Source organism: Moorena sp. SIO3E8 (assembly GCF_010692445.1).
Taxonomy (GTDB): domain Bacteria; phylum Cyanobacteriota; class Cyanobacteriia; order Cyanobacteriales; family Coleofasciculaceae; genus Moorena; species Moorena bouillonii.
This window is the reverse complement of the sequence record NZ_JAAHHM010000056.1, coordinates 1-12,970: the sequence shown is the minus strand read 5'-3', so window position 1 is coordinate 12,970 and position 12,970 is coordinate 1. Positions and strand designations below refer to the sequence as shown.

Below are 12,970 nucleotides of genomic sequence, written 5' to 3'. Positions count from 1 at the left end.
CGGCCACGCGATCGCTGAAAGCGGGACTTCGTCCATCGCGTTCAACCTGCTAACCTTGGCCTTTGGCCACGCTACGCGAACAACCTGCTAACCTTGGCCTTTGGCCACGCTACGCGAACAACCTTCAACCTTCAACCAAACAACCTTCAACCAAACAACCTTCAACCAAACAACCTTCAACCTTCAACCTGCTAACCTGCCAACCTTCATATTTCATAATTCATATTTCATATTTCAGACTTTATAGTGAGGATTTCATATAGCTTATGAAAGCACTGATTCTTTCTGGGGGAAAAGGCACTCGTTTACGTCCCCTAACTTATACTGGTGCCAAACAGTTAGTACCTGTTGCAAATAAACCAATTTTGTGGTATGGGCTTGAAGCGATTATCGCTGCTGGTATTACTGATATCGGTATTATTATCAGTCCTGAAACTGGGGAAGAAGTTAAGGCTAAAACAGGAAATGGCGATCGCTTCGGAGCCAAGATTACCTATATCCTCCAAGACCAACCCTTAGGACTTGCCCACGCCGTTAAAGTCGCCCAACCCTTTCTGGGAGATTCTCCTTTTGTAATGTACTTGGGAGACAACTTGGTTCAAAGTGAGCTGAACTTATTTGTAGAGAATTTCCAGAACAAAAATCTGGATGCTCTGACTCTGCTAAGAGAAGTAGAAAATCCTACTGCCTTTGGTGTTGCCAAAGTCGATGAATTTGGCCGAGTGTTGCAGCTAGTAGAAAAACCCAAAGTTCCTCCTTCTAATCTAGCACTGGTGGGTGTTTACCTATTTTCTCCTGTTATCCATCAAGCAATTGCTAACATCCAGCCTTCTGCTAGAGGGGAACTGGAAATTACCGATGCGATTCAATACTTGATTGATCAGCAAAAAAATGTAGAAGCTTTTCAAATCAAAGGTTGGTGGCTCGATACTGGGAAAAAAGATGACTTGCTAGCTGCTAACCAGATTATTCTAGATACTTGCCTAGAATCTGCTGTTGATGGTGAAATTGACTCCGAAAGTCGAATTAGCGGACGGGTACAGATTGGTAAGGGGTCTTATATTACTAATTGTACCATTCGTGGTCCAGTTACCATTGGTGAAAACTGCCATCTGGAAAACTGCTTCATTGGTCCATATACTAGCATTGCTGACCAAGCTACTCTGGTAGATGCTGACATTGAGCATAGCGTGATTCTAAAAGGTGCTAAATTAACGGGTATTCATCAACGAATTGTTGATAGTTTAATTGGAGAAAGAGCTAAAGTTAAAGCTGCACCCCAACATCCAAAAGCATTACGATTCATGATTGGTGATGACTCACAAGTTGAACTAACTTAAGGGAAGCATTTAGCGGTCAGCCGTCAGCGGTCAGCGGTCAGCGGTCAGCGGTCAGCTGAAAATAAACCTTGTTCGCGTAGCGTGCGCATCGCGCAAACGATCGAATTTAATAATTCGATATTAATCAGAATTGAAGGTCTGGGTAAAAGCCCTTGGCCAAAGCTTACCTCTTGTATTCAAAAGCACCTCAAGTAGTGTGGCAAGAGGCCAAGGGCTGATAGCTGATAGCACCTCAAGTAGCGTGCGCGTAGCGCTTAAGCTGATAGCTGATGGCTGATAGCTGATAGCTGATAGCTGATAGCTGAATGCTTACTTTTATACTAACCCACTTAATCACTAACCCACTCAAACTAATCATGAATTCTTCTGAACAAAAATCCCTGACTACTAGACAACCTCGCCAATTACTAGTAACAGGTGGTGCAGGATTTATTGGCTCGAATTTTGTTCATCACTGGTGTGAACAGTACCCAGGCGATCGCGTGGTGGTACTAGATGCTCTGACCTATGCTGGCAACCGGCAGAATCTGGCTGGTCTGGAAGAGAAAGCCAATTTGCGGTTTGTCCAGGGAGACATATGCGATCGCACTCTAGTAGACCGCCTGCTACAGGAAGAAAACATCGACACCGTCGCCCACTTTGCTGCTGAATCCCACGTTGACCGCTCCATTTTAGGACCCGATGCCTTTATCCGCACCAATGTAGTCGGTTCCTTTACCCTACTAGAGTCCTTCCGGCAAAAATGGCAAAATCAAGGACAACCAAGGGATTATCGCTTCCTCCATGTTTCCACCGATGAAGTGTATGGCAGTCTAAGTGCTGATGACCCAGCCTTCTGTGAAACCACACCCTATGCCCCCAACAGTCCCTATTCTGCTTCCAAAGCTGGCAGTGACCATCTTGCCCGGGCTTATTACCATACCTATGGGGTCCCGACTATTATCACCAATTGCTCCAATAACTACGGACCCTATCATTTTCCCGAAAAATTAATTCCCCTGATGTGCATCAACATCCTGTTGGGCAAATCTCTACCAGTCTACGGGGATGGACAAAATATTCGAGATTGGCTCTATGTGGGTGATCATTGTCGTGCTTTAGATGTGGTGATTCACAAAGGTCAACCAGGAGAAACCTATAACATTGGTGGCAATAACGAAGTCAAAAACCTTGACCTAGTTCATCAGATTTGCGAGCTGATGAATGAATTAGCCCCTGATCTACCCGTCGCTCCAGCACAACAGTTAATTACCTTTGTCAAAGACCGCCCAGGCCATGACCGTCGCTATGCTATTGATGCCACTAAAATTAAAACTGAACTGGGTTGGGTACCAACAGAAACCCTAGCAGGTGGACTACGTAAAACTATTGAGTGGTATCTCAGCAACCGGGATTGGTGGCAACCATTGCTATCCCAAGAGTATCAAGCTTACTATCAAAAAGTTTATGCCTAGAAGGGTTAAGGCTTGAGTACCTTGTCCTAGGTTTTAGGGAGTAGGGAGTAGGGAGTAGGGAGTAGGGAGTAGGGAGTAGCGATGCAGTGTGGTCAAGACCGCTTAGGTGCGTTTTCCGTAGGCGAATTAAATTCGCCACGGGTCGCACCTCTGCATCGCTTTTTAATAACACCAAAAAATCCTCCGAGCTCTTTCCTACTGTTCCCTGTTCCCTGTTCCCTGTTCCCTTGTAAATGCTATAGATGATATCCATTGTGGATAAAGGGATAAACTATCAAATTTTCTCTCATCATATTTTTTTTATCCAAGCTTTATCTAGTTAAAGTTTTAGTTAGTTTTTTGTTAAACATGGGTATGCTACCAATTCCTAACAATAATAGACCTAAGAAAATATTTTTATCCTATTACAGTGAAAATTTATTGAGCAAATTGGGACTATATTTAAGGTTTTATACGAACGAGATGCCGAGATAGGTAACTTAGATAAGATAGAGCGCAGTCAGTCTAATAGCTTAGAAACAGTTAATACGATAATTGATAAAATTAACTCTTTTTATAGTGCGATTATTTGTCTACCTTCATTAGAAGAATCATCTCAACAATTCCAAGCTATACTCGATTTAGGAGCTTGCTTGGCTCTTTTTCATCAAAACCCGATCCTTATCTATAAAGCATTTGTACCGCCATAAGGCTTAAATAGCAAACAATTATAAACGTTCACTTTTTACGTAATTTTAGATTCAAAAAATAATAAAAATATATGAAAAAATCTCGAAAATATTAAACTATTGAACATCTTAAAAACAAGTTGCTGAACTGATCAGAGGGAAGCTATGACAGACGAAGAATTTAGAAGGTACTTTGTCCAAAATTTACCAGACAAAGTGTATAAGGCAATAATTGAGTTATGCGATCGCTTTTTAGAAAAAAGGAGGAGTCTTTCCTACGAACAACATCTCATTGCTTTTGCTAGCTTTGAACAGTTTCTCAGAGATCATACTATTCCCTATTCAATTCCCAGAAGTTTTGAGTATTCTGGACTTTCAAACTATCAAAGAGAAAAAGCTATTGTCGAATTCTTTAGAACTATCAAGCAAACTATGCAATCGCTTCCATGGAGCGAGCAGTCAAAGTTGAGGGAGCAATCTCTGAGTAGCACCTGGAAGCCAAAGGAAAACCTTCAACCGAAACAAGAACTTAAATCTTTATCTCAAGATGCTTGTCTACGTTTGATTCAAGAAAAAGATAATTTAATTAATCTTTTAATTAGACAGGTAGAAACAGCGCTACAGCGTCCGAGTTTTTATACACACACAAATGTTAAAGAGGTAGGTACTATGACTAACAATCCCGGTGGAATTTCTGTAGGTGGTAATGTAGGCGGTGATTTTAAGAACGTGCAAGGTGATAAAAACCTGCAAGGTGACAATAACACTCAAATAATCCAAGGTCAAGGTGCTGCATCAACCGAAGAACAGCTAACCAAAGAGCAGGTTATTGAGTTGTTAGCAAAACTCGACAAGCTGGTTCGAGGAGCAGAACTGCCAGAAGATACCAAAGAAGAGGCAACCATGTATCTTGGTGCTGCCAAAAAAGCGACGGAAAAAGAAGAACCGAAGAAGGAAACAGCACTAGCCAACCTAGAGAGTGTAGCAGAAACTCTCGAAACAGCGAGTAACACCCTTGATGCGGGTAAAAACATCTGGGAAAATGCCAAGCCTATCATCCTTAAGGTGGCAGGTTGGTTAGGCGCTGCTGCTGGTTCTTACCTTCTGGGTCTGTAGAATTGATTCCTGTTTAAAGCGCCATAGTTTAGGAATTTCCATAACGCTATCTTGGTCCTTGTGGTAGCCTCCACAAGGGCACTTTTTCCTATTTTTATACACCTCCCATACCTCCCATATCTCCCACAACAACCTTTCTTTCCCTATTCCCTTGTAAATGCTATAGATGATATCCATTGTAGATAAAGGGATAAACTATCGATTTTTATATCATCATATTTTTTTTTATCCAAGCTTGATATAGTTAAAGTTTTAGTTAGTTTGCCGTAAAAATTATAAATTTTAGCTGAGTTAGATATAAACTGATAGTCGAGACAATAATTAAGTACTAACTACTAAGAGTTATTTGAACTATTAATTACTTAATTTCAGGTTAAAACTATGAAGATTCGATAGGTTATTTGATGGTGTTATATTTTGAATAGTTAAGAGGTAAATCATTACTTATTTCAGTCTAGCAATCCGTGTAGTAATTGTGATAATTTTTATTCCCTATTCCCTACTACCTATTCCCTACTACCTACTCCCTGCTACCTGTTCCCTGTTCCCTGTTCCCTTTGCTATAGATCGATTCTTGATTTCTTTAATCCTAGTTTATAAGTCCTCTTACTTAAGCAATTACTACGTTAATTGATAATACATTTATGATCAGTATTATTACTATAGTTGGTGTTGAGTTTTTTAGATTATACTGAGATGTCTTCCCTTTAAATAAAAGCTAATAACTTCTTAGTTAGGATTCATGGAACACAAATTATTATCTACATTGATAAAACCTCGAATAGTTATTAGCTAAATACAGTAACTAATCCCTAGTCTTTAACTCACCTGCTATTCGAGCCAACTTTACCTATTATTAACTAGTTTTGTCCTAGTGCAATATCTAAGTTTAAGAACCAGTGCAACTAGGCAGATGGAGCTCTCTGCTGTTCTATTTTAGTCAAAACTATGGAAAACCTTATCAACCTAATCAAAGAAAGGATATTTGATTCCGACTTCCAGCTCGGCAACATCCCTCTTTCCACGATAGTTATTATGGTGATCATCCTCCTGCTCACCCAAATATGTCGAGGTTTGTTCACTTCAATAATCATTCACAGAATCGAGCGTCTGACTAGTGCTACAGAAAGCACCCTAGACGATGAGTTTATTAAGATTCTGAGGGCACCATTAGGCTGGCTAATTTGGCTGGCTGGACTATGGCTAGTACATAGTGTTGTGGCAAGCCATCTTAATCCTGAACAGAATCAGAAAATCCCCGAGATTCTCTTTGTCAGCGCTCTGTTCATTGTTACCTATATTCTTTACCGTGCTGCTCCACTACTGGGGGAGGTGCTAGCCGGATTGGCGGCACACACTGAAACTGAACTGGACGATTTGTTCGTCCCCTACTTCCCAAGGCTTTTTCAGACAGCAGCAATCCTGATTGCTGTCATTAAAGCCAGTGAGATTTTGTTGGGGGCATCTGCCGGTGCACTGATCGGTCTAGTCGGTGGCGCAGGTGTCGCCTTAGGTTTGTTATTGAAAGATATTATCTATGACTGGTTTTGTACGGTGATTATCTACGCTGATGGTCTCTATAAACCCGGTGACTGGGTAGGAGTTGACGGAGTCAATGGTTTTGTTCAGATAGTCAGTATTGGTCTGAGAAGTACACAGCTTCGTCTGACTGAGTGGGGTTCTATCAAAAAAGTTCCCAATTCTAAAATGATTGCTGGCGTTGTGGAAAATTGGTCCCAGAAGACTGGCGATACCTTTGAGTGGGGCATAAATTTAACTTTGAAAGTTGATGGAATTTCGGCTGAGCAAACTAGCCGAATTTGTCAGTCTATTGAAGAAAAAATTACCTATATCGATGGTTTGCACAAGCAGAAACTGTTAGTTTTATTTTCCCACATTGAAGAGAATGCTCGTGTGATTATAGTTAGGGTATTTGTGATTGATCCCAACCTCTACTTTGCTGCCCAGCAAAACTTGAATCTAGCCCTATTAGAAATCCTGGAAAAAGAGGAAATTGATCACCTGCATGTTGAGCTGGAAAAGCAACTTCAAGACTACAAACAGCTGAAGGAAAATGGCTCTCCCAGTGTGGCTATGATAATTTAGTGTTCAGCCGTCAGCCGTCAGCCGTCAGCTAAAAGCTCACGCTAGGCGAACAGCCGTCAGCCGTCAGCTATCAGCCTTAGCTATGATGCTAATCAACGGGAGGTAGTAAACAAAGAACTAACAAGCGAGAGTTAGTTCTTTGTTTAACCTTGGAGTTTAACTTTGGAATTCAACGGACATGGGCAGTACTGGATTCGAACCAGTGACGTCCTGCTTGTAAGGCAGGCGCTCTACCGCTGAGCTAACCGCCCGTATGCAATACTTACTTACTATAGCATATTTTTCCAAAGACGACAACAACTATAAAAAATATGTCCTCTGGCTATATACATGATCGCATAACCTTGTGGAGTTTGCCAGTAGTCACGGTTTTGAGCCTGGTAGTAACCCGGAGTAGTGATTTGACCTTGATTGTAGCTGGAGGCTTCCTGTTCGGTGGCTTGATGTTTAGCCCTGATTTAGATCTATACTCTCGACCCTTTAAGCGTTGGGGCTGGTTGCGCTGGATTTGGATTCCTTATCAGAGGATGGTGCCTCACCGTTCTATTTTTTCTCATGGACCAGTGATTGGAACAATTTTGCGACTGCTTTATCTAGCCAATTGGCTCGTCTTGTTTGGGGGTGTGGGATTGCTGGTGTTTCAGCTATTCCAGGATGAACCAGATCGTTGGCTAGAGCTGATTCAAGGGCTGGGCAGTAGGGTGTGGGAATATCGTACCTGTTTGATGGCCTGTGTGGTGGGATTGGAGTTGGGTGCGATCGCGCATTTTGTGAGTGATTGGGGAAGTTCCGCTTATAAGGAGTTTAAAAAAAGGGGGATCACGGGGTTATGGTCTGGCAAGCAAGGGAGGAGCAAGGGCAGGGGTGCCGGTAAGAGTAAACCACAAAGACCCAAAGCACGCAAAGGCAAAAGGTAAGCATATGCTTACCTAAAATTTGGCATTAGTGGTGGATTTGGTTAAGAATAATTAAGTCGCGTTTCGCTTTTCGGTTTTATGTCTACTTCCCCGGAACAAGCTCAGCCAGTTGATCAGGTGTCGATGTTGGCCGCTTTGCAAGAGTTGATTGATGTAGTAGCCAGATTGCGATCGCCTGAGGGTGGTTGTCCTTGGGATTTGGCTCAGACCCCTCAGTCCCTAATTCCTTATGTAATTGAAGAAGCTTATGAGGTAGTGGATGCGATTCGCAGTGAGAATGAAAATGCGATCGCAGAGGAGTTGGGTGATTTGTTATTGCAGGTAGTTCTGCAAGCTCAGATTAGTAGTGAGCAAGGTCAGTTTACCTTGACCGAGGTAGCTCAGGGGATTACTCAAAAACTAATCCGCCGTCATCCCCATGTGTTCGGTGATGTCGAGGTTGATAATGTCGAGGAGGTGCGTCAAAACTGGGAGGACATTAAGGCAGCAGAGAAAGGAGAAACCGTTGCGGATAAGCAATTATTGAGTCGTAAACTCAGTCGCTATAGTAAAACCCTTCCCCCCCTAATGGCTGGGATGAAGATATCGAAAAAGGCCGCTAGTGGTGGGTTTGAGTGGGATAATGTTGAGGGAGTTTGGGATAAGTTTCACGAAGAATTGGCTGAGTTTCAACAAGCACTTGAACAGGACGATAAAGCCCACCAGGAAGCAGAATTGGGAGACGTACTGTTTACTCTGATTAATATTGCGCGTTGGTATGACCTTGACCCTTCAGCTGCTTTGCAGGGAACCCAAGCACGCTTTATTGAAAGGTTAGCGCAAGTGGAAGCATTGGCTGAGCGCCCACTGTCTGATTACACCTTAGATGAGTTGGATGCTCTCTGGCAAAAGGCTAAAGCACTGTTAGCTCAGAAGTAAGGTTTCCCTAGAAGCATTTAGCAGAATAATTAAGCCAGCATAGCAGTAGTATAAAGATATATTTGCTTATTTTTTCCCAATTTATCGAAAAATTACTTTAAAATCAATGATTATGATTCCTGAATCCTGACTTCTGATATCATCTCAGAATAATTACCTTTAATAAAAATCTCCCCCATCTTCCCATCTCCCCACACCTCCGTTTCTCCCCACCCTCCCTAAGATTATGGGTACCCAACCAGAATTAATATCACAGGGGGTATAGCCCCACATCCCCAAGCTCCGGAAAAAGGTTAAAAATATAAACAACAGCCATTACCCTATAGTATAATGTTGGCTCCAGTTCGTCTTATTCCCGGTGCTATACCAGAACTATTTGCTAAAGTTAGCAGCTCTGGAAAAATTACTCTTGCTGATCGATATGGATTGATGGCAGCACTATTGGAGGATTCACTCACCTCCGAAGAGCGAGACTCCATCGACAGATTGCTCCACGCTGTAAATCGGGGCAGGGTGAAGCTTGCTACCTAGTGCTTTGACTATAGGTAGTGGATGAGTCTCCTGGAGAAAACGATATAGAAAACAATAGATAAAAAGAAACCCCCATTGATGTGAGGGGCATGGGGGGCTGGAGAAAACATTGAATCTACTCTATTTAATTAAACAGGAATGTGAGTCGATTTGATAGGCATTCTGGCGGAGATTTAGGATTTGCTTCCTTTGTCCTTAGTTTAGTCCCGTTCATCCATTGGTGATTGGGCTTCTGGTTTCCCTGTCAGAGGTTTGACTACTTTTGCGATCGCTTCACTGACAAAGGCTTTAATAAACTCATCCCGCTGGTTTAACTGAAACTGCTTTTGGACCACTTCACTCATCCCTCCATCTCCCCAGTCTTGGTCATTGCGGAAGTATTCAATAAAGCTTTTCCCAGCAATTCGGATTAGATAAGCAGCGGTTACCCCCTGAATGGCTTTGCCCACAACATAGGTGGCAAGATTCAACCTTAGTGTAGTGCTAAGGATTTGAATCGCTCCCTTGACAATACCCAAACTAGCTAAGGTTTTTCCCAAGGATAGGGCTAATTCCCTACCCCGTTCCATATTCAGTTCACAGCCGTAGATTTTGCCAATTTCGACTACCATTTGGGCATTGACTGCTGCAGTTGCTAACAAATCCACCACGGGTAAAGGAGTCAGAGAAATTACACTGGCTCCAATCCACTGGAACCGTTCCACCACTTTCTCTGCTTCTCGCTTGCGCTGCTTGTTGAGGATGTGTCTAGCTTCTTGGCCTAACCGTTGGGATTGTAGCAGTATGTTATCAGCAATCAACTCTTCTCCCTCTGCTCTTAATACAGCCGCTAAGCGACGAATTAAGGGCAAAATTTCCGGTTCAGGTTGGCAAAGCTGACCATTTTCTAGGGTAACAGGCTGGGGATTGGCTGCGATCGCCACTACATCTGAAGCAGCAATAAAACCCCTTACTCGCTGGCGCAATCGTGCTAGAATCCTTTCTGAGTCTTGTTCGGTGTACAAGTCAATTTTATTGAAGACCAGAAGCGATCGCTTCCCAATCTGTGCCAATTTTTCGAATGGATCATACTCTGAGTGTCGTAAATCGTTATCCACCACAAACAACAACAAATCCGCTTCCGTTGCCAGATGTCGTGCCCATTGCTCTCGCTGAGTGCCAACCACACCAGATTCTAAAATTCCTGGTGTATCAGTAATCAGAATTGGGCGTTCTAATCCCTTCAGCTTTAGTTTGTAGGTTTCCCCAACCTCCGTCGTTCCCATGGGGGCACCGACTTCACCCACCATCCGACCAATCAAAGCATTGACTAGAGAGGTTTTGCCCGCTGAACCAGTACCAAACACTACCACTAACAGTTCCCCACGGGAGAGGATAGCTTCAATTTCCTCAGAGCGGCGCAGCATCGCTTGCCGTGACACTTCATCCTGAATCTGTTTGACCTGTTGCCTTACTGCTTTAAGGGTTTCTTCTGCTGCTTCGGTTTTCACCTCCGGGGCTTTAGGTTCCAGACGACCCTTACCTGGCCGTTTCCGGGATTTACCAAATAACCCCATGGTGTAGATTAAGGCCCATATTAGTAGCCCTAGCAAGATAATCAGCAACAGCAGCACTAAATTAGCCAGTACCGGAGCAGTAAAGGAAATTTGGATATATAGTTGGTACAGACCATTAATCAACCAAAGCATTAGCCCCAGAATAATAATGAGACCAATAATTAGGGTTAGTAGACGTGGCAGGGGCATGGAAGATAGGATAGGTTTTAATTATTAATCTTAGAAGATCCGGCAATAATTCCCCCATCTTCTGAACCCAAGAGGCTGTGCAATAAAACTCCGGATATCTTTCCCCTCTTGCCTCTTGCCTCTTGCCTCTTGCCTTTCGCTATATATATCAGCAATTTATAATTGATTTGGGAAACAACTGTTCACATCTGACTGTTTAAATCCGTTAAAAAATAATGAGCTTATTCAATACTATTCTCAGTGCCATTAATAGTCCTACACAACAAGCTAGTTCTAGTCAGCTAGGGGATATTCTGAACACGGTACAGCAGTTGAGTGGTGCCTATCAAACACAGCCCTCAGCCGTGCAATCTGCCACCTCAATTGTAGGTAAGTATGTGCGTTCAGCGCTCCAACAAAAGCGCACAAGTGAAGGAGAGGAGCAGGTACAAGCACTAGTTAATCAATTTGGTGGCATTGGTGCTAGTTCTCAAGTGGTCAATATGCTCTTTAGTGCGCCTCAGATCCAGGAGCTTGTTGGAGAAATTACCAGCAAGACAGGCATTAATGCTGGTATCATTCAAGCCATGCTACCCACCCTGGTACCCGTGGTGTTGAATTTCCTCAAGACTGGCACCAATATTGAGAATCCCCTTGGTTCTAATTCTGTACTCAGTGGCTTTCTAGATGCTGATGGGGATGGGGATGTAGATATTTATGATGCCATGCAGCTGGCATCACGGCACTTAGGACGTTAATCAAAAGTGCGATTCGTTGGCCTAGGAAGAAGCACGAGTTGCTGGAATCAGTAACTTAATCAGTTTTGACAGCTGGGGTTTATCAAAGGCTTGGATGAGTACCTTGGCGGCGGCTTTTGGTTCTAGCGCAATCGTAATTTCGTTACCCTTAGTGGTTCGGTTTTGCCCAGTAGATCCTACAGCTGCTAGTTTTTGCAGTGCTGAACTAGGAGCGATCGCAGCCGCTGCCTTTCGCAACTCCTCTAGATTACCCTGTGCTGCATGCAACTGGTCACTAGCTTCCTTGAGTTCTTTGATCACTAATGGTGCTAACTGGATATAGGAGTTTTTAGGATTTGCGATCGCTTTATGGCAAACTCCCACTAATTTATGCCAACTACCAATCCCAGCCCCCAGTTGAGCCAGACGCTTACAAAGCTTTTGAAGTTGTTGGCGATTGGTTGGCGTCGAAGATTGTTTAAACAGCTCTAGCATATCTTTAAGTACGCTAATCACCTTCGGCCCAAAGTCTGGGGGAAATTTCCCTTTTGCTGAAGAAGACCCTTTGCTAGTCGAAACTTGATCAGAACGAATTGCTTTTTCAGCAGCAGCAGAGCTATAAGCCATTGCGGCTGGTGATTGACTCTCACCACTGACCAAAGTTTTGAGATAACTCTGCAATTGTTCAAAGCCTGGCTGAGCTGCTTTTATAATTTTTTCTGCTTCACTTTGCTCAAACCCAAACGGTCCTTCCAACAGATCAATCAAAGCTTTGAGGGTATCATAACTCTTTAAAAACAGAGTCTCCAGCTGTTGATCAACCTGAATCTTATTCTCTTGAAGTACTTTGAAAGAATCCTCTAAACGATGGGCAGTCTTTTGAATACTTGTAAACCCCAACATCGCCGCCCCGCCTTTGACAGAATGAGCAGCGCGAAACAATTCATTAACCGTCTCTGGTTCATTGACCACTGAGCCCAGATTTAACAGTCCCTGTTCAATGGTTTCCAGGTGTTCTTTCGCTTCTTCAATGAAATAGCCTAAAATCCTTTGCTGATTCCCAGCTTCCACGGCAATTTTCCCTTATCAGAACGGCTAATCACAACAGATTGATGATAATCATCAAAGCAACATTCGATCTGGTCAACGCAGTTTTCAAATCAATAGACCATAGCGTTGGTTACAGCAACAGCTTATTCTGAGCTTACCCCCAAATCAGCTATTGGGCTATCAATGGTGAAAACTGCTCTTAGATCTTCAGTTGGATCTCTATTGTGGCATCCAACACCAAGTCAGCAAAGACTTTACGCCAGCTTAAAAGCACAAGGAATAGCTAGTGCAGCGCGGTAGAAATGCTTGAGCAGCTGCGGATAATGGTGAAACAGAAGGATGAACCGCTGACCCACTCGATGCTCAGCTCATCCGATTACACTCTTCACAACTAGGCTATGCCTAACCC

The 12,970-nt window shown here is 43.1% G+C and carries 14 protein-coding genes and 1 tRNA gene; 10 read left to right on the top strand and 5 right to left on the bottom strand.

Translation table 11 applies throughout. The features are described 5' to 3' along the window. Positions 1-62 precede the first annotated feature (62 nt). Complete coding sequence (locus tag F6K46_RS21940) at positions 63-263, top strand: hypothetical protein (protein ID WP_158069518.1); 201 nt, start codon at positions 63-65, stop codon at positions 261-263. 3 nt (positions 264-266) lie between these two features. Further along, complete coding sequence (locus F6K46_RS21935) at positions 267-1,340, top strand: glucose-1-phosphate thymidylyltransferase (RefSeq protein WP_075898666.1); 1,074 nt, start codon at positions 267-269, stop codon at positions 1,338-1,340. 232 nt (positions 1,341-1,572) lie between these two features. Here F6K46_RS21935 and F6K46_RS21930 read toward each other — a convergent pair whose 3' ends face one another. Continuing rightward, a complete protein-coding gene (locus F6K46_RS21930; RefSeq protein ID WP_269086979.1) occupies positions 1,573-1,698 on the bottom strand; it encodes a hypothetical protein in 126 nt (41 codons plus the stop codon). On the opposite strand from F6K46_RS21930, the gene rfbB reads away from it, so the two are divergent. Continuing rightward, on the top strand, positions 1,697-2,794 hold the full coding sequence (gene rfbB, locus F6K46_RS21925) for a dTDP-glucose 4,6-dehydratase (protein WP_075898664.1): 1,098 nt from the start codon (positions 1,697-1,699) through the stop codon (positions 2,792-2,794). The genes F6K46_RS21930 and rfbB overlap by 2 nt on opposite strands. Here rfbB and F6K46_RS21920 read toward each other — a convergent pair. Then, a complete protein-coding gene (locus F6K46_RS21920; RefSeq protein ID WP_229415262.1) occupies positions 2,721-3,047 on the bottom strand; it encodes a hypothetical protein in 327 nt (108 codons plus the stop codon). The two genes, rfbB and F6K46_RS21920, sit on opposite strands and share 74 nt — an antisense overlap. Positions 3,048-3,627: 580 nt before the next feature. Here F6K46_RS21920 and F6K46_RS21915 point away from each other — a divergent pair. The 3 genes from F6K46_RS21915 (at position 3,628) to F6K46_RS21905 (ending at position 6,684) form a co-directional block, all read left to right on the top strand. Then, positions 3,628-4,578 carry a hypothetical protein gene (locus F6K46_RS21915; RefSeq protein ID WP_293059615.1) on the top strand — a complete coding sequence of 317 codons (951 nt, stop codon included), beginning with the start codon at positions 3,628-3,630 and terminating at the stop codon, positions 4,576-4,578. Between the two features lie 475 nt (positions 4,579-5,053). Then, positions 5,054-5,212: a hypothetical protein gene (locus F6K46_RS21910; protein WP_293059612.1), complete on the top strand. Its 159-nt coding sequence runs from the start codon at positions 5,054-5,056 to the stop codon at positions 5,210-5,212. Positions 5,213-5,526: 314 nt separating this feature from the next. Beyond that, positions 5,527-6,684 (top strand): mechanosensitive ion channel domain-containing protein, encoded by a 1,158-nt coding sequence (locus F6K46_RS21905; protein WP_293059609.1) that lies wholly within the window; start codon positions 5,527-5,529, stop codon positions 6,682-6,684. A gap of 179 nt (positions 6,685-6,863) precedes the next feature. Here the strand turns inward: F6K46_RS21905 and F6K46_RS21900 are convergent. After that, positions 6,864-6,935 (bottom strand) — tRNA-Val (locus F6K46_RS21900). Between the two features lie 60 nt (positions 6,936-6,995). On the opposite strand from F6K46_RS21900, the gene F6K46_RS21895 reads away from it, so the two are divergent. The 3 genes from F6K46_RS21895 (at position 6,996) to F6K46_RS21885 (ending at position 9,050) form a co-directional block, all read left to right on the top strand. Beyond that, complete coding sequence (locus F6K46_RS21895; RefSeq protein ID WP_293059606.1) at positions 6,996-7,601, top strand: metal-binding protein; 606 nt, start codon at positions 6,996-6,998, stop codon at positions 7,599-7,601. Positions 7,602-7,679: 78 nt separating this feature from the next. Next, positions 7,680-8,519 carry a nucleoside triphosphate pyrophosphohydrolase gene (gene mazG, locus F6K46_RS21890; protein ID WP_293059603.1) on the top strand — a complete coding sequence of 280 codons (840 nt, stop codon included), beginning with the start codon at positions 7,680-7,682 and terminating at the stop codon, positions 8,517-8,519. A gap of 330 nt (positions 8,520-8,849) precedes the next feature. Next, a complete protein-coding gene (locus F6K46_RS21885) occupies positions 8,850-9,050 on the top strand; it encodes a hypothetical protein (RefSeq protein WP_075898656.1) in 201 nt (66 codons plus the stop codon). Positions 9,051-9,250: 200 nt separating this feature from the next. Here the strand turns inward: F6K46_RS21885 and F6K46_RS21880 are convergent, their stop codons facing one another. Beyond that, on the bottom strand, positions 9,251-10,795 hold the full coding sequence (locus F6K46_RS21880) for a YcjF family protein (RefSeq protein WP_293059600.1): 1,545 nt from the start codon (positions 10,793-10,795) through the stop codon (positions 9,251-9,253). Positions 10,796-11,010: 215 nt separating this feature from the next. Between F6K46_RS21880 and F6K46_RS21875 the strand changes: the two genes are divergently transcribed. After that, complete coding sequence (locus tag F6K46_RS21875; RefSeq protein ID WP_293059597.1) at positions 11,011-11,532, top strand: hypothetical protein; 522 nt, start codon at positions 11,011-11,013, stop codon at positions 11,530-11,532. 21 nt (positions 11,533-11,553) lie between these two features. Here the strand turns inward: F6K46_RS21875 and F6K46_RS21870 are convergent, their stop codons facing one another. Further along, positions 11,554-12,582 carry an Hpt domain-containing protein gene (locus F6K46_RS21870; RefSeq protein ID WP_293059594.1) on the bottom strand — a complete coding sequence of 343 codons (1,029 nt, stop codon included), beginning with the start codon at positions 12,580-12,582 and terminating at the stop codon, positions 11,554-11,556. Positions 12,583-12,970 lie beyond the last annotated feature (388 nt).

Excerpts from the sequence above, each read along its gene's own strand:
- F6K46_RS21935 (WP_075898666.1), top strand. The coding sequence starts at position 267 with ATGAAAGCACTGATTCTTTCTGGGGGAAAAGGCACTCGTTTACGTCCC.
- rfbB (WP_075898664.1), top strand. The coding sequence starts at position 1,697 with ATGAATTCTTCTGAACAAAAATCCCTGACTACTAGACAACCTCGCCAA.
- F6K46_RS21930 (WP_269086979.1), bottom strand. The coding sequence starts at position 1,698 with ATGATTAGTTTGAGTGGGTTAGTGATTAAGTGGGTTAGTATAAAAGTA.
- F6K46_RS21920 (WP_229415262.1), bottom strand. The coding sequence starts at position 3,047 with ATGGATATCATCTATAGCATTTACAAGGGAACAGGGAACAGGGAACAG.
- F6K46_RS21915 (WP_293059615.1), top strand. The coding sequence starts at position 3,628 with ATGACAGACGAAGAATTTAGAAGGTACTTTGTCCAAAATTTACCAGAC.
- F6K46_RS21905 (WP_293059609.1), top strand. The coding sequence starts at position 5,527 with ATGGAAAACCTTATCAACCTAATCAAAGAAAGGATATTTGATTCCGAC.
- F6K46_RS21895 (WP_293059606.1), top strand. The coding sequence starts at position 6,996 with ATGTCCTCTGGCTATATACATGATCGCATAACCTTGTGGAGTTTGCCA.
- mazG (WP_293059603.1), top strand. The coding sequence starts at position 7,680 with ATGTCTACTTCCCCGGAACAAGCTCAGCCAGTTGATCAGGTGTCGATG.
- F6K46_RS21885 (WP_075898656.1), top strand. The coding sequence starts at position 8,850 with ATGTTGGCTCCAGTTCGTCTTATTCCCGGTGCTATACCAGAACTATTT.
- F6K46_RS21880 (WP_293059600.1), bottom strand. The coding sequence starts at position 10,795 with ATGCCCCTGCCACGTCTACTAACCCTAATTATTGGTCTCATTATTATT.
- F6K46_RS21875 (WP_293059597.1), top strand. The coding sequence starts at position 11,011 with ATGAGCTTATTCAATACTATTCTCAGTGCCATTAATAGTCCTACACAA.